At 54.6% G+C, this 20,707-nt stretch carries 17 protein-coding genes; 9 read left to right on the forward strand and 8 right to left on the reverse strand.

Going from position 1 to position 20,707, the window contains the following annotated elements; translation table 11 throughout:
* Positions 1-3: 3 nt before the first annotated feature.
* From ACESTR_RS02495 to ACESTR_RS02520, 6 genes are all read right to left on the reverse strand, one after another.
* Positions 4-951 (reverse strand): relaxase/mobilization nuclease domain-containing protein, encoded by a 948-nt coding sequence (locus ACESTR_RS02495; RefSeq protein ID WP_007560543.1) that lies wholly within the window; start codon positions 949-951, stop codon positions 4-6.
* Entirely contained in the window at positions 948-1,313 is a 366-nt protein-coding gene (locus ACESTR_RS02500; protein WP_004329306.1) for a MobC family plasmid mobilization relaxosome protein, read from the reverse strand. The genes ACESTR_RS02495 and ACESTR_RS02500 overlap by 4 nt, the downstream gene beginning before the upstream one ends.
* 176 nt (positions 1,314-1,489) lie before the next feature.
* Positions 1,490-2,428: a toprim domain-containing protein gene (locus tag ACESTR_RS02505; protein ID WP_005775883.1), complete on the reverse strand. Its 939-nt coding sequence runs from the start codon at positions 2,426-2,428 to the stop codon at positions 1,490-1,492.
* Between the two features lie 257 nt (positions 2,429-2,685).
* Complete coding sequence (locus ACESTR_RS02510) at positions 2,686-3,891, reverse strand: primase-helicase family protein (RefSeq protein ID WP_004328112.1); 1,206 nt, start codon at positions 3,889-3,891, stop codon at positions 2,686-2,688.
* A 277-nt stretch (positions 3,892-4,168) separates the two neighbouring features.
* The gene (locus tag ACESTR_RS02515; protein ID WP_004328110.1) at positions 4,169-4,558 is read right to left on the reverse strand and encodes a hypothetical protein; all 390 of its coding nucleotides are present in this window, start codon (positions 4,556-4,558) and stop codon (positions 4,169-4,171) included.
* A complete protein-coding gene (locus tag ACESTR_RS02520; protein ID WP_005775881.1) occupies positions 4,555-5,778 on the reverse strand; it encodes a site-specific integrase in 1,224 nt (407 codons plus the stop codon). The genes ACESTR_RS02515 and ACESTR_RS02520 overlap by 4 nt, the downstream gene beginning before the upstream one ends.
* A 293-nt stretch (positions 5,779-6,071) precedes the next feature.
* Between ACESTR_RS02520 and ACESTR_RS02525 the strand changes: the two genes are divergently transcribed.
* The 6 genes from ACESTR_RS02525 (at position 6,072) to ACESTR_RS02550 (ending at position 15,337) form a co-directional block, all read left to right on the forward strand.
* Positions 6,072-7,052 carry a hypothetical protein gene (locus ACESTR_RS02525; RefSeq protein WP_009596141.1) on the forward strand — a complete coding sequence of 327 codons (981 nt, stop codon included), beginning with the start codon at positions 6,072-6,074 and terminating at the stop codon, positions 7,050-7,052.
* 158 nt (positions 7,053-7,210) lie between these two features.
* Entirely contained in the window at positions 7,211-8,128 is a 918-nt protein-coding gene (locus tag ACESTR_RS02530) for an AraC family transcriptional regulator (protein ID WP_009596129.1), read from the forward strand.
* 487 nt (positions 8,129-8,615) lie between these two features.
* The gene (gene lipA / locus ACESTR_RS02535; RefSeq protein ID WP_009596228.1) at positions 8,616-9,503 is read left to right on the forward strand and encodes a lipoyl synthase; all 888 of its coding nucleotides are present in this window, start codon (positions 8,616-8,618) and stop codon (positions 9,501-9,503) included.
* Positions 9,500-10,258: a lipoyl(octanoyl) transferase LipB gene (gene lipB / locus ACESTR_RS02540; RefSeq protein ID WP_009596134.1), complete on the forward strand. Its 759-nt coding sequence runs from the start codon at positions 9,500-9,502 to the stop codon at positions 10,256-10,258. The genes lipA and lipB overlap by 4 nt, the downstream gene beginning before the upstream one ends.
* An 8-nt stretch (positions 10,259-10,266) precedes the next feature.
* Positions 10,267-12,033, forward strand: coding sequence for a single-stranded-DNA-specific exonuclease RecJ (gene recJ, locus ACESTR_RS02545; RefSeq protein WP_009596137.1), 1,767 nt, complete (start codon positions 10,267-10,269; stop codon positions 12,031-12,033).
* Positions 12,034-12,187: 154 nt separating this feature from the next.
* Entirely contained in the window at positions 12,188-15,337 is a 3,150-nt protein-coding gene (locus ACESTR_RS02550) for an ATP-binding protein (RefSeq protein ID WP_022044219.1), read from the forward strand.
* A gap of 14 nt (positions 15,338-15,351) precedes the next feature.
* On the opposite strand, the gene ACESTR_RS02555 is transcribed toward ACESTR_RS02550, so the two are convergent.
* A complete protein-coding gene (locus ACESTR_RS02555) occupies positions 15,352-15,879 on the reverse strand; it encodes a nitroreductase family protein (protein ID WP_009596196.1) in 528 nt (175 codons plus the stop codon).
* A 77-nt stretch (positions 15,880-15,956) separates the two neighbouring features.
* Between ACESTR_RS02555 and ACESTR_RS02560 the strand changes: the two genes are divergently transcribed.
* From ACESTR_RS02560 to folE, 3 genes are all read left to right on the forward strand, one after another.
* Positions 15,957-16,796 (forward strand): HAD family hydrolase, encoded by an 840-nt coding sequence (locus tag ACESTR_RS02560; protein WP_278714415.1) that lies wholly within the window; start codon positions 15,957-15,959, stop codon positions 16,794-16,796.
* A 65-nt stretch (positions 16,797-16,861) separates the two neighbouring features.
* On the forward strand, positions 16,862-17,443 hold the full coding sequence (gene rdgB / locus ACESTR_RS02565; RefSeq protein WP_014775358.1) for an RdgB/HAM1 family non-canonical purine NTP pyrophosphatase: 582 nt from the start codon (positions 16,862-16,864) through the stop codon (positions 17,441-17,443).
* Positions 17,444-17,524: 81 nt separating this feature from the next.
* Positions 17,525-18,133: a GTP cyclohydrolase I FolE gene (folE, locus tag ACESTR_RS02570; RefSeq protein ID WP_227042265.1), complete on the forward strand. Its 609-nt coding sequence runs from the start codon at positions 17,525-17,527 to the stop codon at positions 18,131-18,133.
* 97 nt (positions 18,134-18,230) lie between these two features.
* Here folE and ACESTR_RS02575 read toward each other — a convergent pair whose 3' ends face one another.
* On the reverse strand, positions 18,231-20,555 hold the full coding sequence (locus ACESTR_RS02575) for a PAS domain-containing protein (protein ID WP_279063726.1): 2,325 nt from the start codon (positions 20,553-20,555) through the stop codon (positions 18,231-18,233).
* Positions 20,556-20,707 lie beyond the last annotated feature (152 nt).

Here is a 20,707-nt window from a genome sequence, read left to right on the forward strand (position 1 = left end):
ATATTAGAACCCAACACCTCTCTTGCGCTTAACTTTCTTCCTTCTGCGAAGTATATCCACCATTTCCTGATTGGCTTCCGCATCAGCAGCGTTATAAGATGAGCCACTGCTTTTTAGCAATCCCCAAGAGCCGTTGAACAACTCGCTTTGTGCCGTGCCGGACGGTGCGCTTGGTGTAGCCGTTTCATATATTCCGGCTGTTATTCCCATACGTTCCCTGCATCTGTTGTGCTGCAAAGCCGCGTCAATCTTGGAATAACTGAAACGCCTGTCCACTTTGGAGCCGTTGAAATGGTAGCCATTCATGGAGAATACAACACCCTGCACCTCGCTGGTCTGCCCCTTATGCTTGAAATGTACTTCCACTCCCTGCCGTTTCAGGTTGGCGATAAGCACGTTCCAGTTGCCGCATCTGCCGACTTCCATTTTGATGATGTCGTAAAGCGCATATTTCGTCCTGTCTGGCTCTTTCAGGCGGTTGCGTTTGACATTGTCCTTTCCGCCAGCCATATGCAAGCCGTATTTCAAGGTCAATTCCTTGCAGATGCGGGTACTGCGCAGACGCTCGTGCCTGTCCGATATGGTATTGCCGTTGTTGTCTATGCGGTTGAAAGCAATATGCACGTGCGGATGCTCCTTGTCGAAATGCTGGGCGATGAAGAACTGCGTATTCTTGATTCCCATCCGTTCCATATATTCAAGCGCGATGCCTGCCATGATACGGTTCGTCAGCCGTAACTCATCCTCTTTGGAAAAACTCAACGCGATATGTCCGACAGGTTTTGTCACCTTATCGTTCATCCGTGACTGGGCATTGAAACTCATGGCGATAGTTTCCAGATTTTCCATAAACAAGCCTTCGCTTGCTACTATCTGCGTATCCTTCTTCTTGTCGATGATGTAATCCACCACACCCTTGAAGTCGCTTCCTTTTACGATTTTCGCCATCATATCCCTATCTTGGTTATAAGTTCATGAATCCTTGCCACTGCCACCTTGCAGTCCCACCGTTCATCGTGGAAGCCTCCGGCGTTTGCCTTACGCGCAAGCTGGTTGAGATTGTTAGCCATGCCGCAGAGTTGGCGGATGTATCCGGCATGTTCCTCCGACAGCCGTTCTTTCACATGACCGTTACGGAAACATTCCCTCATGTACTCGCTTGGTGATACGCCCGCCTCATGCGATCGTGTCAGCAGGCGGAAGTAGTCGGCTGCCGTCATTTTCACTGCGATACGGTATTTCAGTTTCTCGGTTGCTTCCTTCTTGGGGCGACCTCCCTTGTTGCGTTCCTTGTGTTCCTTTGTCTGTTCCATATTTTATTCCTTTTAATTCGGTTACTGATTCAACTGTATAGACCGACGGGATGCCACCTCCTGCAATTTGGATGGTGGGTGGCAAGCGGTTTCGGTACACCCGAAACACAAACTTGCTACCTCCCAATCCTTAAGGAATGAGTTTCGGGCATCTCCCGTTTTTCTCATTCGGGATGTCATAATCCCAACCCTTTCTTCTTGGGTTTTACGATAGTTCTTGGCGGTGGACTAACGGCTAATTTCTGCCGGATTCCACGCAGGTAATCGTTCAGGTCTTTATGCCCTTTGTAGTTGTCGGAGAAGTCGCGGATGCGTCCGGCGAACTTCCTTTCCAATTCCCGATACGCCTTTCTTCCCGCCTCGTCATTGTCGAGCATGCAGTGGATACGTCCATACCCGTGCAGCACATCTATAGCTTTGGAAACATTGGCGGTCGAATTGAGGATGACGTAATCCTGCCTGTCAAGGTCGGGCAAGTTCGAGCAGTTCCTCTTCCGCAACGTGAGGAATGAAAGATAGTCCATCATGCCCTCGAATACAAGGCATTTCTCTCTCGCTTCTCCCTGTTGCCGAATATGGCTGATGTCTTTGGGTGCGACACAGCCTTTGAAAAAACGGTTACGCACTTCAAATCCTCCCGCCACATTCGGAAAACCGATGGCGAAATAGGGCTTGCCGTTATGGGTGAAGTGGAGCTCTTTACATTGCGCCTTTGCCAAAGCGATGTTTATGCCCCGTTCCTGCAAGTATCGGAGCAATGCCGGATGGGTGAGTTCGCCCACCTCCAAATGTTGGAAACTCGGTTCGGATGCCTGCTGGCGAAAAGAGAAAGATATGGGACGGATGTGTGGTGCCTGTTCCGCTATCTTGCCAAGCAGATAAGGCACATGGTCGGATGCGTACAGTACCCCTGCAAGTGCGATGATGTTACCACCTCTTCCCAGTCCATAATCGAACCACAGGTTGCGGTCGGTGTTCACCTTGAACGAGGCTTCCGTTTCCTGACGGAACGGGGATTTATACCACAGGCAGTTTCCCTGTTGCTTTACGGGCGAATAACCCAAACTTTGCAGATAGTCCGCAATTTTGATTTGTTTTGCTTCTTGGATGTTCATGATATAATTTCTATGGATTTGATGATGACTGTAAAAACGTTGATTTGATGAATGAGATATGTATTGTCCTATACGTTAATGCTTTATATTCTCAACATCTTCTCAACAAACCACTCACAAATAGAGAATCCAACAAACTGATGCTGTTTCCCTCTCAACTTTTCTTTTCGATTGTTGAGAATTTGTTGAGAGTGTATGCTGTTTATTATCAGTATGGTTATATCATTATTCATCAATTCAACAAAAAAAGAATAGTATTACAGGGATTCAAGTTGTTCCCTTGTGACGGTGTAGAAACGACCGACTCTTTTTATCGGCTCATATCGGCACTCCCGATTGTAATTGAATTGGTAAGTGGTATATGTAAGCCCGTTAGAGGCAGGAGTAAGTTTCCAACATTCCTGCAATACCTTTCTGACTTGGTGCTTCTCCACCTTTACCTGCGAATGTACCAGCAAAAGAAGAATGTCGTTGTGGCAGAACGAGAATGTGTCCGTGCCGACACTTTCCATAATGTCAAGGATAAGTTCGCACATCTCTATCTCCAATCGGTTGCGGTTGCTGCGGATAATCTTCTGCAAGGCTTCGGTATGCAGCAAAGAGGGCGCAAACCACATACGGCTTTCCTTTTCGGTGGAAAGTTGTCTGTATTGCAGGTAATACAGAAAGGCAGGTATCTCAGCTTTCAGCTTTTGCAGGAAGTCTGTGTCATCGGATTGCAGACGGTCTATCTTGCGCACCCAATAGCGTGTTTCACCTGCATCAATGATAACAGGCAGATACTCGTTGTTGGAGCATAGCACGAACTTGGCAAAGAACGCTATCTCGTCACGGTCTTTGCCTTTGGCTTCCACCTTGTAGGAAAGTGTGGTGCTGAGGTTCTTCAACCGCTCGCTATCCTCCCTGCGGTTGAGCAATACCTCGTCCACCACGATGAGCAGTTTTCCTGCCCAGTCGGAATTGAACTGGCTGCGGAAGTCTTCGTTGGTATTGAAAGTGACATTGTTTTGAAACACAGCTTTCAGGAAGTTCAGGAATGTACTCTTGCCCGTGTTGCGTTCTTCTGATACCAACAGCAGGATAGGCAGTTTCTGCACGGGTTGCAGGTAGAGCAATTGAAGATAGTCCATGCCCAATTCATACTGTTCACCGAAGATATGGCGCACCAATGACCGGATACAGGGAAACTCGCCTTGTTGCGGACGGTGTCCTATCGGCTCGTAGAGGTTCAGGAACTTGTCCACCACGGGACGGTAGTCCACATGGTCGGGGACGGTGCAGAAGCCGTCGTACTTCGGCACGGTGGCGAGATAGTCCTTGCCGTAGTCCTGCCGCAGTGTTTCGTTGTTCCACACGATGCGCTTCTTCACATAGCCTCCGTTCAGACGGGGCTGGTTCACTAACTTGTAGAGGGTAGTACCCACACGGATAAACTCCTCATTTTCAAAGTTGCCTTGTTTCATTAGCACTTCATTTTTTTGTTTAATCAGTGCAAAACTCGGCAATTAGCGCAGAACGGATTAACAACTCACGCATACCTCACGTAAGATTTTCTTGGATTTGGCTTTATGACATACAACAAAAGCCCGAAGAAATGCCATTCTAATGGATTTTTCTTCGGGTTTGTCGTAATCGTACGTATGAATGGCAATACACCTATTCACATACTCGTATAAATACATTGTTGGCAATGGGAATACGCATAGGTCTCACTACTTCATGTCGTCATATCATTAGAACTTATGCCTGATAATTAGACATATCCCAACCATTTATACCCAGCGAAAAGAAGATATTTGTTTTCTCTTTTCGCAAGTACAGCCTTTTAAATATGGCATTGCGCACCTGTTCCGCACCGAAGCTGTCAATGCGGAAAGCAAGTGCGACTATCATCGGAAAGCTGAACACATCGGCATGATACCCGTTCTCCTGCCGAACATACTTCTGTACCTCGTATTCTTTTAATGCTCCACTGTTATAGATGTTTCTGATGGCAGAACGAAGTGTCGGAGCAATTACTCCGAACAGTTCCACCAATTCCGGCTCGCTCATCCAAATGTTTGAGACATTCTCCGGCATGATGATATTGCCGGATTCATTCACTGTTATGCTGTTTCTTCTCATACTCATGACATCGTTATTCCGTTAAACGTCTTACTCAGTTTGTCGCCGAACATGGTCAGGTCGTTGTCGAGCTTCTGCGTGGTTATCTTTGCGTAGAGTTGGGTCGTGACTATATTCGTATGTCCCAACACACGGCTTACGCTTTCAATGGGCATCCCCTTGCTCAAAGCTAATGTTGCGAAGCCATGACGACTGCAATGAAATGATATTGACTTGGTTATGCCACATTCCCTTATCATCCGTTTCAACGGTTTGCAGATAGACCAATAGTTCAAGCCGGGGAATATACGATTGTCTTTCTGCATCGGTCGGTAGCGTTCGACTATCTGCAAGGGTATATCCAGCAGCTTCACTTGGAAGGCGACTTTTGTCTTGTGGCGTTTGGACAATATCCACTTCTCGCCGTTCACCTCCACGATGTTGTCATTCGTCAGTTCCTGAATGTCCACGAATGACAAGGCGGTGAAACTGGCAAAGATGAAAATGTCACGGATGTATGCGAGCTTGCTGTCTGCAAACTCATGTGTCATGACCGCTTTCAGTTCATCCTCCGTCAGATATTCCCGTTCTTTCACATTGGGGCTGATATGAAACTGGATGAAAGGATTGCGCGGTATCAACCCGTTATAATGCGCTTTCATGACCACGCCTTTCAGCCACATACAGTTTGCCCATATCGAACCGTTCCGCAATCCGGCTTCAGTCGAGAGGTATGCGGCGAACTCCTTGATGAAATCGGGAGTAAGTTCCAACATGGACATATCGCTGCGTCTGTAAAACGACTTGATAAAGGCGGCTACATGGTTTCTTGCCCGTACACGTGCCCGATAGGTAGCCATTACCCTGTCTTTGCCTACCCGTTTCTTGAACACTTCGTTCTCACGGTCGAATGCTTTTAGCAGCGTCTCATACTCGCTGCCGATTCCCTGATAGGCGTTGCGCACCATCTCAGCCGTAACAAATGCCTCGCGGTCTGAAATGCGCTGGTAATGTTTGATGATTTGCGCCTTGATGTTGTCAAGGGCAAGGTTGATGTCTCGTGCCTCGCGGCTCTTGCCTTTCGCCTTGTTTCCTTTCACGTCCCAAAGCGTTTTCGGGATGTTCTGCTTACAACTGAACTGCGCCACAGTCCCGTTGATTGTCACTCGTCCCATGATGGGGACAATACCGTTTTTCTCCTTGCTGCCGTTCACGTAGAACAGAACCTTGAATGTGCTTCTTGCCATACTCGTTTTTTGTTTGCAAAGTTATTACTCAACGAGTTAGACCTTGATATGCCAACCTGTGCCACAAGCTGCCAAATACAACACGGTGTGTTAAAAATCACCATTCGGCGGGTAATGATTTGGAGACCGTTCTTCTTCATAAATCCGCTTTCCTTTACGTTACCTCGATTTTTCGCCTGTCCTCATTTGTCTTCGCAAACGCCTTATTGACAGGCATTACGAAGACATTTGTCCCTTTTTATTCGTCTTTTCCAGAGATTTTCCGTATTTTTGCCGAAAGCAGAAATCGCCGCATGAAGATAGATATCGCCCGACAACCGCTGGTCCCGGCCTTCGTCACCCTCTTCGCACTCGCAGTCACGGCCATGTGGGGCGGGGCGGGAAACGGCGTGTCCGCCGGCGCGCCGGAGACAATGCCCCTGCTGGGCGGAGCGCTGACCCGGTTTCAGGCAGCATATCCGGTGTGGGCACGTCTGGCCGCCGGATTCATGATCCTCTTCACGGGAATGTGCACGGGGCGGATCGCCATCCGCTACAACCTCTATGGCGTCAGCACATGCCTGCCGATTCCGCTCTACGCCGTCGTCGCCTGCGGAATCTTCTCCGGCGGGAACTACCTGACGGCATTCGCCGCTTCGATGCTGCTGGCGCTCGCCGCCAAGAACTACTGCCGTTCGTACTGCAACGGCTACGGATTCGACGCCATTTTCCGCGCGTCCCTGTATCTGGGATTGCTGCCGCTGGTCTATGCTCCCGCGACGCCGCCGGTGCTGATCCTTCCGCTGGCGATACTGCTTTTCAAGCGTACCTTCCGCGAAGCGGTAGTCGCCGCCGCAGGGCTGATACTGCCCCTCCTGACCGCCTGCTATGTCAGCTGGGGCATGGGTGACGAATTTACGGCTCCGGTCATGACGCTGGCCGATGCGCTCGTATCGGGCGTTCCGCTGTGGATCTTTAAGGGCCTTCCGCTCCCGTCGCTCGTCATGTTGTGCGTCATCGCGGCGCTTGCCCTGACGGCGCTCCTTTTCTTTCTCTCGGACATTTATGCCGCCGGAACCAAACCCCGCTTCATCCTTATTTTCAATACAGGTATACTGGCGATGACTCTCGCCCTGCTCTGCACCCCGTCGGTCACCCCCGAAGCATTCACCCTGACGGCGGTTCCCGCCGCCCTGCTTTTCCCGGTGTTTTTCGTGCGGATAGACCGCAGAATCGCACTGCCCGTTTACCTGATTCTGCTGGCCGCGTCGGTCTACATTGCAACATTACAATAATCTATTTAGTCACAAAGGTAATACAAACAGTCCTATTTGCCTTAATGCGCCTTTTTAGCGTATTAATTCTTTTATAAAACAAATATTAAATTGTATATTTGGAGTTGAACAAAAGTGACGCAACTTATTGTTCATAGAAACTTAAAATACGATTTAGTATGAAGAATTCATTGAATTCGTCGGCTCAGCAGCCGATGATCGTGAAGTATGTCGAAGCACTTCACAACGGAATCCAGTCTCAGGCGCTTTCGCGCTATGCAATCGGTTACATTCTTCGTGGTACGAAGTACATCTACGAAGGCGATAAGCGCCAGACGCTCACACGCGGAGACGTATTCTACCTCGGCATCGGGCATCACTATATCGAGAACTTCCCGGAAAACGGCCAGCCCTTCGAACAAGTGCTCTTTTATTATACGCCGGCGGACCTCCAGCGTATCCTGATGCATCTGAACATCACCTACGGCCTGAACATTTCGAACGAACATTCGTGTGAAAACTGCCGCAACCGCACGCACGTCGCCATGCCCGCATGGAATTCGATCCGCAACTTTTTCGTCAATACCAACAACGACCTGCGCGACGAAGATTTCCACCGCGACGAGACGGCCGAGAACATCAAGATGACCGAATTGATCTATCTGATCGCCTCGCACGAGGACTGCTGCATCAAAAGCAAGCTGCTGAGCAACATGGACGCCGCGAAAGAGAATTTCGAACAGATCGTCTACGACCATATCTTCAAAGACATCTCCATCGAGGAGCTTTCGAAACTGACGAACCGTTCGCTCACTTCGTTCAAGAAGGAGTTCCGCCGTCATTTCCAGATGCCGCCCCACAAGTGGTACATCCGCCAGCGGCTGATGCACTCGCGTCTGCTGCTGATCTCGACCTCGAAATCCATTTCGGAGATCGGCAACGCCTGCACGTTCCCCAATACGTCGCATTTTATTAAACTTTTCAAAAAGGAATACCAGATGACGCCGGCCGCTTACCGCAACCGCCACATCACTTCGCTCACCCCGGAGAAGCAGCCCGAAACGGTGCAGAACGCGGAAATACGCGAAGCGCTTTAATCAAAAACTTATAAATCGGCTATTATTTTAAATTTTTTAATTATAATTTAACAGATTTCTTCAGGTTAGTTTGAAAAAATGTTATAAAAGATTTGGTGAATTGTGAATTTCAGTTTATCTTTGTATAACAAAACGTGGGATTCTCCCACTCTCATTAACCTAACTAACCTAACCAGAGGGGTTCGCTACTGCCAGGTACCGAACCCCTTTCTCGTGTCCGGAAGCGGCGGAGAGAAGGCTCCGATAATGAATTATTGCAGTTTCGGCAGGTGCGTTTTTTTATTTTTTAATATGCTTTCTCCCCGCGGCGACGACGGGAGGGCGGAAAGCGGTTCCCCCTTCGAAGATCCGCCCCGAAAAGCCCGAAAACGGACGGATGCCGGCGCAGAAGCGTCCGGCGCAGGGCTGTCAAAGAAAATGAACCATTCTTAGGGAATATCAATTATTTTTTCGTATTTTTGCATCAATTGGAAAATAATGATCTTAAATGCCGAAGTTTTATGACAAGGTAGACGTACTGAAAAAACCCGGATGGCTGAAGATCCGGCTCCACCGAACCCCGGAATACGCCGAGGTTCAGCAGATAGTCCGAAAACATGCGCTGCACACGATTTGCAGCAGCGGCATGTGTCCCAACAAGGCCGAATGCTGGAGCCGCAGAACCGCGACCTTCATGATTCTGGGCGATATCTGCACACGGGGCTGCCGCTTCTGTGCCACCAGAACAGGACATCCCCTTGCCCCGGACGCCGAGGAACCCCGGCGGGTAGCCGAAAGCGTCTCGCTGATGAAACTGAGGTATGTCGTCGTAACTTCTGTAACGCGTGACGACCTGCCGGACGGCGGCGCCGCACATTGGGCCGAAACCGTCCGCGCCATCCGCAAACAGAATCCCGACGCCGCAATTGAGCTCCTTATTCCCGATCTCGACGCACGGCCCGACCTCTTGGACACGGTCATCGCGTCGAAGCCCGATATAATCGGGCACAACATCGAAACCGTCGAGCGGCTGACCCCCGTGGTCCGTTCCAGAGCGAAATATCGCACGAGTCTGGAGACCCTGCGCCACATGAGCCGGCAGGGCGTCGCAACGAAAAGCGGACTGATGGTCGGACTTGGCGAGAGCGATGACGAAGTATTACAAACCCTGCACGACCTGCGCGAAGCGGGCGTCGGGATCGTAACGCTCGGTCAGTACCTTCGTCCAACTTTGGAGCATTACCCCGTGGCGGCGTATATCACTCCTGAAAAATTCGAATGGTACAGACTCAAAGCGCTGGAAATGGGCTTCGCCTACTGCGCGAGCGCGCCGCTGGTCCGCTCGTCGTATTTGGCGGAAGAGGCCCTGAAAAGCGTTAAAAGTTTGCAGCGATGAACGTTTACTGCCGGGACCTCGGACAGATGGACTACAAAGCCTGCTGGGATTTGCAGCAGACCCTGTTCGACGCCCTGACAGCCGGAAAAACGAACCGGACGGCAGCGCCGGAGAGCGCAACGCCGTCCTCGGAAGAGGCGGGCACGATCCTGCTGGTGGAGCATCCGCCGGTGTACACGCTCGGCAAAAGCGGCCACGCCGAGAACCTGCTCGTGGGCCGCGAAGCGCTCGAAGCGATGGGCGCGCAGTTCTTTCACATAGACCGAGGGGGCGACATCACCTTCCACGGACCCGGACAGCTGGTCTGCTATCCGATTCTGGACCTCGAAAGGTTAGGCATCGGGCTGAGGGCATACATCGACGCGCTGGAAGAGTCCGTCATCCGCACCGTGGCCGAATACGGCATCCGGGCGGAACGCATCGCAGGCGCTTCGGGCGTCTGGGTGGGAGCGGGAATCGCGCAAGAAGGCGATCACCGGACCGCGGACGGCGGCGGAAAATGCACGCCGGCGGGCGCTCCGCGCAAGATATGCGCAATAGGAGTCCGTTCGTCGCGTTATATTACCATGCACGGGTTCGCGCTGAACGTAACGACCGATCTGGAGTGGTTTTCGCGCATCAACCCCTGCGGATTCACCGACCGGGGCGCGACCTCGATCGAAAGGGAAACGGGCGCCAAAGTCCCGATGGACGATGTCAAAAGACTCGTCGTGAAATTTTTAAGTGAGATATTAAATGTTAGAATATATAAATAGTAAATCGTATGCCTATAGAAAAACGATGGGTAGTGAAACCGCAGGGCGATTCCGAGGCGGTGGCGAAGCTCGCCTCCGTGCTCAGGATATCCCCCGTGCTGGCGAATCTGCTCGTACAGAGAGGCATAGACACTGTAGAAAAGGCGGACAAGTTCTTTAAACCGAGCCTCGCCGACCTCCACGACCCGTTCCTGATGAAGGATATGGACAAGGCGGTCGAGCGGGTCGAACAGGCCGTTCGTAACAATGAGAAGATCATGGTTTACGGCGACTACGACGTGGACGGCTGCACGGCCGTTGCGCTGGTGTACAAGTTCCTGCGCCAGATCGGGCATAAAAACCTGATGTTCTACATTCCCGACCGTTATACCGAAGGTTACGGCATTTCGGTCAAAGGTATCGACCTCGCGGCCCGCAAGGGCGTGGGGCTTATCATCGCTCTGGACTGCGGTATCAAAGCCACGGAAAAGATTGTCTATGCAAAGAGCAAGGGCGTGGATTTCATCATCTGCGACCATCACCTCCCGGCCGAGGAAATTCCCCGCGCCGTAGCCGTTCTGGACCCCAAGCGGGTCGATTGTTCCTACCCGTTCGACGAACTGTCGGGTTGCGGCGTGGGATTCAAACTCGTGCAGGCCTACGCCCAGAAAAACCGGATTCCCTTCGAGCAGATCAGCCCGCTGCTGGACCTGCTGGTAGTGAGCATCGCCTCGGACATCGTGCCGCTGGTGGACGAAAACCGCATTCTGGCGCATTTCGGCCTCAAAGACCTCAACCGCGAGCCGTCGAAGGGCCTGCTGTCGATCATCAAGATCTGCGGTCTGGACAAGCACAACATCACCATCGACGACATCGTCTTCAAGATCGGTCCCCGCATCAACGCCGCCGGGCGCATGCGCATGGACGAGAACGACGAGAATGCGTCGCCTTCGGGCGGTCACGCCGCCGTCGAGCTGCTGATCGAGGGTAACGAAAGCATCGCCGCGGAGTTCGGCAACGTCATCGACGCCTACAATCAGGACCGCAAGTCGATCGACCGTTCCGTCACGCAGGAAGCGCACGACTTCATCGAGCGCAACCCCGAAATGAAGCAGCTGAAGAGCACCGTGATCTACAATCCCAAGTGGATGAAGGGCATCGTGGGCATCGTCGCGTCGCGCCTGATCGAAACCTACTACCGGCCCACGGTGGTGCTGACGATGAGCAACGGATTCGTGACCGGATCGGCCCGTTCGGTGCCGGGCTTCGACCTCTATCAGGCCGTCGAATCGTGCTCGGACCTGCTGGAGAACTTCGGCGGACACATGTACGCCGCAGGACTGACGATGCGGCCCGAAAACGTGGACGAGTTCACCCGGCGCTTCAACGCCTATGTCGAGGAGAATATCGACCCGCAGATGCTGATGCCACAAGTGGACATCGACAGCGAACTGCTCTTCTCGGACATCACGCCCGCGTTCCGCAAGGACCTCAACCGCTTCCAGCCCTTCGGGCCGGGCAATACGGCGCCGGTCTTCGCAACGTACGGGGTCAGCAACCACGGCGACGCCAAACTGGTCGGCGTGGAGTGCGAGCACCTGCGCATGGACCTCATCCAGCGGCAGAAGCCCAACACCAAGATCCAGTCGATCGCCTTCCAGCAGCCCACGCACTACGAATGGGTGCGTTCGGGACGCCCGATCGACGTATGCTACCAGATCGTCGAAAACCACTACCGCGGTACGGTAACCACCCAGTTGCGTATCAAGGACATTAAACCCGTTTTAAACAAATAGATGATTCGGAGAGCCGTAAAGACCCGCCGCACGGCGGGTCTTTACGGCTCCGATCCTCTTTTTTTGCGTCTCTTTTCACTAAAAACCTGCGTCGTCTCACCCCTAATCTCCGCATCCGGTCCCCGCGCTCGGCACACGGAACCCGTCCCACACCATGAACTTACTGAAAAAACCGTTCGGACTGACGCTTCAGGCGTTGCTATGGGTCATGATTTTCGGATGCCTGCTGGCTCATCCTTTCACCAACGCCACCAGCAGCCCTCCGGGAGACAAACGTGATTACGTACTGATAATCAACAGCTACAACGAATCTTCCTCGTGGGGATGGGAGATAATCACCGACATCACCGCCCGGATAGAGCAGATCGAAAACCTCGAAGTATACGTCGAGCATATGAACACGCTCCTGATGGACCAGCAGTCGGATCTGGACAATTTCCGGACGAATCTCTCCCGTGAATACGGCAAGAATCCGCCCCGGATGCTGATATACATCGGCGCCCCGGCCTTCATCATGCGGGACTTCGCCGAAAAGGAGTGGGGGAAAGGCATCCCGTCGATCATCTGCGCCGAGGAGGATTTCATCGGCCCCGACAAGTACTATGTCAGCAAGCGGGCCATCCCGCACTCCGAGCGCATTCCGCTCCGGGAGCTGAGCGGGGAATACAATCTGACGCTGCTCTACGCCCCGATCTACCTCGAACAGACCATCGAGCTGATGCGCCGCATGATTCCGGAGATGAACCGCCTCGTATTCGTCCGCGACGGCCGTTATATCAACCAGCAATACGAAGACGAGCTGAGGAAACTGCTCGACACCGATTATCCGGGAATGCGGTTCACCTCCTACAAGGCCTCGAACATGAGCGTGGACCAGCTGCTCGACTCGCTGAACGTCACCGACACCCGGCATACCGGCGTGCTCTTTTCCTCGTGGCACTACACAAGAAATATCGCCGGCAATACCGAGATAACGGCCAATCCCTTCAAGATCATCGCAAGTTCGACGGCTCCGCTGTTCGCACTATGGCCCTCTTCGGTGAAAAACAGCGGCGTGGTAGGCGGATTCACATACGACGTGAGCGTATACAACCGGCAGATCATCAAGACGTTCAACACCATTCTGGAGGGACGCCAGCCGCGCGACATTCCGTTCTACACCCCGACCGACGCACACCCGACGTTCAACTATCCGGCGATGCTGCGCAACAAGATTTCACCCGAAATATGTCCCCCGGATTCGGTATTCATCGACAAACCGGAGACATTCGCGGAGCGGAACAGAACGGCGATCATCCTATGCGGCGGTTTCTTCCTGCTGTTCATCCTCTTCCAGCAATGGCGCATCCGCGTCATGCGAAAGGTCGAAGCGGCCCGCCGACGGGAATCGGAAAGCCAGATAAAATATGCGAACCTGTTCAACCGGATGCCGATCATCTACATTCAGGAACGGGTCATATTCGACGAGAAACACTATCCCGCCGATACGGAATTCAGCGACATAAACGCCTACTTCGAACGGACGTTCCTGCCCCGGAATCAGGTCGTCGGCAAACGGGGGAGCGAACTTTTCGCCGATTCGTTCTCCGAGTTCCTGCGGCTCGTGAACATCGTCCTGACGGAAAACCGGACCGTCACCTATCCCTTCTACTACAAACCGCTGGACATCTTTTTCGAAGTGATTCTGAGCCGCTCGTACCTGACCGACCACATCGACATCTTCTGTCTGGACGGCACCGCGCTGCACAAGGCGCAGCAGAAACTGGACTCGATCAACCACAAGCTCTCGCTGGCGCTCGACGTGGCCAACATCGTTCCGTGGAAATGCGACCTGAACAACGGCACCATCCTCTGCGACATCAACAAACCGGTCAAAGCCGCCTCCGGAGAGGCGATCCTGCAGAACGAAGCTTCGCTTTCGGTAAGCGACGAATGCTATTTCTCGAAGATACACAAGGAGGACCGCGACCGCATACGGCAGGCCTACGACGACCTGATAGCCGGCCGTACGGACAAGGTCTGCGAAGAGTACCGCGTGATCTCCAACGAAAGCGGACACTGGCACATGGAATGGGTCGAAGCGCTGGCCGCCGTGGAGTCGTTCGACGCGCAGGGACGGCCCAAGACGCTCGTCGGAACGTCGCAGGTCATCACCGAACGCAAACGCATGGAGCAGGAACTCCTCTCGGCCCGCGACCGCGCCGAAGAGTCGAACCGCCTGAAAACGGCGTTTCTGGCCAACATGAGCCACGAGATACGCACGCCGCTCAACGCCATCGTCGGATTTTCGGGCATTCTGGCCTCGACCGACGAGGAGCAGGAGAAGCAGGAATACGTCTCGATCATCGAAAACAACAACGCCCTGCTGCTGCAGCTCATCGGCGACATCCTCGACCTCTCGAAAATCGAGGCGGGGACGCTCGACTTCATCCACACGGACTTCGACCTGAACGAACTGATGCGGGAGAAGGAAAACGTCATCCGCATGAAAGTCCGGGAGGGCGTCGAACTGCTCTTCGAGCAGAAATACGAACAATGCTCCGTCTGCACCGACCGCAACCGGCTCTCGCAGGTGATCATCAACCTGCTGACCAACGCCGCGAAGTTCACGCAGACGGGCAGCATCCGGTTCGGATACGAAATGCGCGGCAGAGAACTCTATTTCTGGGTCTCGGACACCGGCAGCGGAATCCCCGCAGACAAAACGGAACAGGTTTTCGAACGCTTCGTCAAACTCAACACCTTCAAGCAGGGCACGGGACTCGGTCTGTCGATCTGCAAGATGATCGTCGAGCATCTGGGCGGACGTATCGGCGTGGAATCCGAAGAGGGCAAAGGATCGAAATTCTGGTTTATCCTGCCCTATGTTCCGGGAAAGGCCGCGGCGCAAAGGACGGAGGAGCAATATCCCGTCATCTCGGTCGAAAAGGACAAACTGGTGATTCTGATCGCCGAAGACAATGACAGCAACTACCGGCTGTTCGAATCGATCCTGCGCAAAGAATACACGCTTCTGCACGCATGGAACGGGCAGGAAGCGGTCGAAATATACCGGCAGCGCCGTCCGCATCTCGTATTGATGGACATCAACATGCCCGTGATGAACGGTTACGAGGCGGCGGCCGAGATACGCAAACTCTCCGACAGCGTCCCGATCATCGCCGTGACGGCATTCGCATTCGCTTCCGACGAACAGAAGGTGCTCAAGAGCGGATTCGACGGCTACATGGCCAAGCCGATCAACGCCCTGCAGCTGCGGACGCAGATCGTCGACATGCTGCGCAAACACGTGGTCCTGCTGTAGCCGGAAAAAACTGTTTAAAGGCGGATGATCCGCGCCGCGTCGTCCGCGTCGGGCAGGGGAGCGGGCGTGAAGTCGGAGTAGCCGGCCGCAATGGCGCAGAGGGGTTCGCAGTCCGCCGGGACGGGCAGGAAACTGCGCAGGTAATCGGCCGCGCTCTGCCCGTCGGGTTCATCCTTGCGGCGCGGCCGGCCGTTGATATGCACCCAGCAGGAGCCGAGTCCCTCGTCCACGCAGGCGAGCTGCAGCAGCGTGGCCGAAATCGCGGCGTTTTCGCGCCAGAGATCGCTTTTCGAAGTATCGCCCAGCACGACGAAAGCCAGCGGCGCACCCTTCATGAACGCCGACCCGTAATCGCGCATTTCGGCCATGCGGGCCACCAAGGCCGGATCGTCCACCACCATGAGACGCGTGGTCCGGGTGTTGCGCGCCGAAGGCGCCGTAAGGGTCTCGCGCAGGATGCGGTCCACCGTCTCGCGCGGCACCGCCCGGTCCGAGAATTTTCGGATGCTGCGGCGTTTTTCGATCAACTCTTTGAATTCCATTTGTTTTGTCTTTTCGGTCTCGCTTTTGCAAAAGTAGTGAAAAATAGGTATATTTGAAATTCAAAACACCCCGAAGAATGGATTACCGATTCAACATCGCCCTGATTTACGATTTCGACGGCACGCTCGCCCCCGGCAACATGCAGGAGTACGACTTCATCCCCGCCGTGGGCAAAAGCAACAAGGAGTTCTGGACCGAAGCCAACACGCTGGCCGAGGAGCAGGACGCCGACATGGTCCTGACCTACATGGCGCGCATGCTTCAGGAGGCCAAATCGAAAGGACTGTCGCTGCGGCGCGAAGCCTTTCAGGAGTCGGGCCGCCGCGTGACGCTTTACAAGGGGGTCCGGGAGTGGTTCGGGCGGATAAACGCCTACGGGGCCGCACGCGGCATCCGGATTCTGCACTACATCAATTCGTCGGGCATGAAGGAGATCATCGAAGGCACGGAGATCGCCCACGAATTCCGGAAAATATACGCCTGCTCGTTTCTCTACGACGTGGACGGCATCGCCTACTGGCCCGCCGTGGCGGTCAACTACACCAACAAGACGCAGTTCATCTTCAAGATCAACAAAGGCGTCGAGTCGGTTTTCGACAGCAAGCTGGTGAACCGCTACATCCCCGAAAACGAGCGTCCCATACCGTTCAAACACATGATTTACGTAGGCGACGGAACGACCGACATCCCCTGCATGCGGCTGGTGAAGAACTCCGGCGGACACTCCATCGCCGTCTACAACCCCGACCAGAAGGGGGCGCGGCGGGAGATGGCTTCGCTGATTCACGACAACCGCGTGAGCCACGTCTGCCCGGCCGACTACTCCGAAGGGTCGGACATGGACGTGCTGGTCAAAGCCATCATCGACAAGATCGACCTCGACGACAAACTCGAAAAGCTGGAGGTCGTAAAATGACCGGGAAGCGAACGCAGATACAACCATCCGACACAACAAATATGTCACAATCCGAAACAGACGCAGTGAATATCCTCTTCGCTACGAATAACGCGCATAAACTCATGGAGGTGCAGGCCGTGCTGGGTCCCGGCTTCCGGCTGGTGACGCCCCGCGAATGCGGCGTCACGGAGGAGATTCCCGAAGAGCAGCAGACCCTCGAAGGCAACGCTTCGCAGAAGGCGCATTACCTCAACGACCGCACGGGACTCGACTGCTTCGCCGACGATACCGGACTCGAAGTGAAGGCGCTGGGCGGCGCTCCGGGCGTGCATTCGGCCCGTTACGCCACCGACGGACACGATTTCGCGGCCAACAACCGCCTGCTGCTGAAAAACCTCGAAGGAGCGACCGACCGCCGGGCGCAGTTCAGAACGGTCATTTCGCTGATCCTCAACGGCGAAGAACATCTTTTCGAAGGTGTGGTCGAAGGGCGCATCATCGACCGCGAAGAGGGGCACGAAGGTTTCGGGTACGATCCGCTGTTCATACCCGACGGATACGACAAGACCTTCGCCCAGATGTCCACCGAAGAGAAAAACGAGGTTTCGCACCGCGCCCGCGCCGTACGCAAACTCGCGGCCTATTTGCATTCCGCCGGGAAATAGGGCCTCTTTACGGCACACGGGCGCGATCCGGAAAAATGCACGCTTGCTTTTGCACGCTACTTTATCTATCTTTGCCCTCCAATGGAAGAGAGAACTTACAACAAAGAGGAACGTTTCGACGCCCGGACCATCGAGGCGCTGAAGCTCCATTACACCGAAATCCTGCGGCGGCTGGGAGAGGATCCCACGCGCGAAGGACTTCTGAAAACCCCCGAACGCGTCGCCAAGGCGATGTCGTTCCTGACGAAGGGATACGAAGAGAATCCGCTCGAAATCATCCGCTCCGCGACGTTCCGCGAAGAGTACAAACAGATGGTGCTCGTGAAGGACATCGAGCTGTACTCGCTCTGCGAACACCATATGCTGCCGTTTTACGGCAAGGCGCACGTCGCCTACATTCCCAACGGACACATCACGGGACTTTCCAAAATCGCCCGCGTCGTGGAGTGCTACGCCCGCCGCCTGCAGGTGCAGGAGCGGCTGACGGTGCAGATCCGCGACTGCATACAGGAGGCGCTCAACCCGATGGGCGTGGCCGTGGTGATCGAAGCCAGCCACATGTGCATGCAGATGCGCGGCATCGAAAAACAGCAGTCGGCGACGACCACGTCGGCATTCACGGGCATTTTCCTCTCGGACCACCGCACGCGCGAGGAGTTCATGACCCTCATATCGCACAAATACCGGTAGGATTCAGCACCGGATGGAATAAAAATCCTCGCGGCTTGTGACGTTGCGGGGATTTTAGCCGAAAGGCGCACCTGCGGATGAAGACGGCATCCGCGGACTATTCCCGGCTTTCGAGATTCACCAGACAGGTGTTCAGCATTTTATGCAGTTCGGCCTGCGTGAACGGTTTGGGCAGGAACCCGGTACATCCGGCGGCGACGGCGCTTTCGGCTTCGCGGTCGGAAGGGTAGGCCGACATGACGACGACCGGCAGATCGGGAGCGCTCTCCCGGATGCGGCGCGTAACTTCGAATCCGTCCATGACCGGCAGCCGCGTATCGACCAGCACGGCGTCGGGACGCTCCGAACGGAACAGTTCCGCAGCCTCGGCTCCGGAGCGCGCACGCACCAGCCGGAAACGCGCGCTCAGCATCGCCTCGATCAGTTTGAAGCTGATGTCCGAGTCCTCGCCGACCAGCAGGGTCCACGAAACGCCGCCCTTCAGGGCGCCCATATCGGCCGGAGCCGGTTCGCACTGTACGTCGCACTGCACGACGGGAATCGAGAAATGGAACCGCGTACCCTTTCCCAATTCGGACTCCACGCCGATCGTGCCGTTGAGCTTCTCGACGATCGTTTTCGAAATAGCCAGTCCGAGCCCCGTGCCGGAGACGAAATCGTCGAGCTTGACGAAACGGTCGAAAATGTCGCGGACCTTTTCGGCAGGGATTCCCGTGCCGGTATCTTCCACGAAAAACTCCACGCGCCCTTCGCGCAGGTCGAATCCGAAGCGGATTTCGCCCTCGGTCGTAAACTTGGAGGCGTTGTTTATCAGGTTCGAGATGACCTGCGCCAACCGGTTCTGGTCGCAGACGATCTCCACGTTCTCGATCCGCTCGTCGAAAACGAGTTTCACGCCCGGATTCGTCCGGCCCTTGTGCATCTCGTATTCCGATCGGCACAAATCGTTGAGATTCATTGGCCTGAAGTGGAATTCGAGCGTTCCGGCCTCGATTTTCGAGATGTCGAGAATGTCGCCGATAAGCTGCAGCAGCAGGCTGGAATTGGTGTCGATGATGTCGATGAACTGCTGTTTCTCCTCCTCGGTCTCCGCTTCGCCCATCAGCTTGGCAAAGCCGACAATGGCGTTGAGCGGCGTACGTATCTCATGGCTCATATTGGCCAGAAACGCCGTCTTGAGCCGGTCGGACTCCTCGGCGCGGATACGGGCCTCGATGACCTTAAGCTCGGCGTTTTTCTGCTCGGTGATGTCCCACGACACGCCGATAATCAGCGGCAGACGGTTCTCGACCGGAACCAGCGATTTCGAGGTGTTGACGATGCGCGTCTCCCCCTTCGCCGAGACATACTCTTCGATGAACTCCATGCGCTCGCCCGTGCGCAGCAGTTCGAGGTCGTCGCGCCGGAAATGCTCCGCATCCTTCGGACTGGAAAACACCTCGTAATCGGTATATCCGAGCGCCTTCGACGCGGGGATATGCGAAAACTCCTCGAAAGCCCGGTTCCAGTAGAGATAACGGAACTCGTTGCCGGGGTCCTTGACGAAGAGATAGACCGGAATGTTGTTGAGGATGCTGTCAAGGATGGAGTTCATCTCCTTGACCTTGTTTTCGTGTTCGATGCGCCGCGTGATATCGCGGCCGAAGAACCAGACGATTTCACGCTCCTTGAAGTGGTCGTAGATGATATAGGCCACGATGTCCCACGCCACGATACGCCCCTGAGCGTTCTTCAGACGGACGGTGTATTTGTATGCGCCGTTGTCCCGGCGGATCTTCGCCAGCCGCTCCTCCCACAACTGCCGCGTCGCGTCGATCGACCAGAACTCGTACACCTTGCGCCGCGACAGATCGCCCTTCAGGTCGTGCCGCCTCCGGAAACGTTCGTTGGCGTACTCCATCGTCCCGTCTACGGCGCATGCGTAAATCTCCTCATCGACATTGTTCAGCGCATACTTGACCATCTCCAGCTCGTGCTTGGCGACTTCGGCCTCGGTGATGTCGCGGCAGATGCAGAGGGCGTGTTCGCCGTCGAGCGGCATGATGCGGTTTTCGTAATTGCGGGTCCGGCCGTCGAGCGTGATGTCGTGATGCGAAGAGGAACCCTTCCCCGACGCGAAAACGTTTTCGAGGTTGTCCTTCACGTTGCGGCACACTTCGGGCGAGAGCATCGACCGGATATTCCGGCCCACCAGCCGGGGACCTTCGATCCCGACATGATTGGTCTGCTCGGAGGAGACCAGTTCGACCAGCGTCCCGTCGCGTCTCAGCACGGTCAGCATGTCGGGAATCGAATCCAGAATCTTACAGGCGTACCGGTCGCGGAAGCGGCCCGCGGTGTCGGCCGCCGAAGCGAGCCGCGCCTCAAGCTCTTCGATCCTGCCGATAAGCTCCTCGCGGGAGCAGTTATCATAATGGCTCATATGTCACGAAATTGTGGTGGGTCTTACAAAGGTAACATAATTCCCGGAAGTCGGCGTCTTTTTCCGGATAAAACGGATTATCGCCGGAACCAGTTCGACAAATGCTCCTCCGCACGTGAACGACATCCCGAATTCCACGCCGGCGCAGTGCG

It is taken from the genome of Alistipes sp. DJF_B185 (genome assembly GCF_964250025.1).
Lineage (GTDB): Bacteria > Bacteroidota > Bacteroidia > Bacteroidales > Rikenellaceae > Alistipes > Alistipes finegoldii.

Coding starts and splice junctions, on each gene's coding strand:
- ACESTR_RS02495 (WP_007560543.1), bottom strand. CDS start 951: ATGATGGCGAAAATCGTAAAAGGAAGCGACTTCAAGGGTGTGGTGGAT.
- ACESTR_RS02500 (WP_004329306.1), bottom strand. CDS start 1,313: ATGGAACAGACAAAGGAACACAAGGAACGCAACAAGGGAGGTCGCCCC.
- ACESTR_RS02505 (WP_005775883.1), bottom strand. CDS start 2,428: ATGAACATCCAAGAAGCAAAACAAATCAAAATTGCGGACTATCTGCAA.
- ACESTR_RS02510 (WP_004328112.1), bottom strand. CDS start 3,891: ATGAAACAAGGCAACTTTGAAAATGAGGAGTTTATCCGTGTGGGTACT.
- ACESTR_RS02515 (WP_004328110.1), bottom strand. CDS start 4,558: ATGAGTATGAGAAGAAACAGCATAACAGTGAATGAATCCGGCAATATC.
- ACESTR_RS02520 (WP_005775881.1), bottom strand. CDS start 5,778: ATGGCAAGAAGCACATTCAAGGTTCTGTTCTACGTGAACGGCAGCAAG.
- ACESTR_RS02525 (WP_009596141.1), top strand. CDS start 6,072: ATGAAGATAGATATCGCCCGACAACCGCTGGTCCCGGCCTTCGTCACC.
- ACESTR_RS02530 (WP_009596129.1), top strand. CDS start 7,211: ATGAAGAATTCATTGAATTCGTCGGCTCAGCAGCCGATGATCGTGAAG.
- lipA (WP_009596228.1), top strand. CDS start 8,616: ATGCCGAAGTTTTATGACAAGGTAGACGTACTGAAAAAACCCGGATGG.
- lipB (WP_009596134.1), top strand. CDS start 9,500: ATGAACGTTTACTGCCGGGACCTCGGACAGATGGACTACAAAGCCTGC.
- recJ (WP_009596137.1), top strand. CDS start 10,267: ATGCCTATAGAAAAACGATGGGTAGTGAAACCGCAGGGCGATTCCGAG.
- ACESTR_RS02550 (WP_022044219.1), top strand. CDS start 12,188: ATGAACTTACTGAAAAAACCGTTCGGACTGACGCTTCAGGCGTTGCTA.
- ACESTR_RS02555 (WP_009596196.1), bottom strand. CDS start 15,879: ATGGAATTCAAAGAGTTGATCGAAAAACGCCGCAGCATCCGAAAATTC.
- ACESTR_RS02560 (WP_278714415.1), top strand. CDS start 15,957: ATGGATTACCGATTCAACATCGCCCTGATTTACGATTTCGACGGCACG.
- folE (WP_227042265.1), top strand. CDS start 17,525: ATGGAAGAGAGAACTTACAACAAAGAGGAACGTTTCGACGCCCGGACC.
- ACESTR_RS02575 (WP_279063726.1), bottom strand. CDS start 20,555: ATGAGCCATTATGATAACTGCTCCCGCGAGGAGCTTATCGGCAGGATC.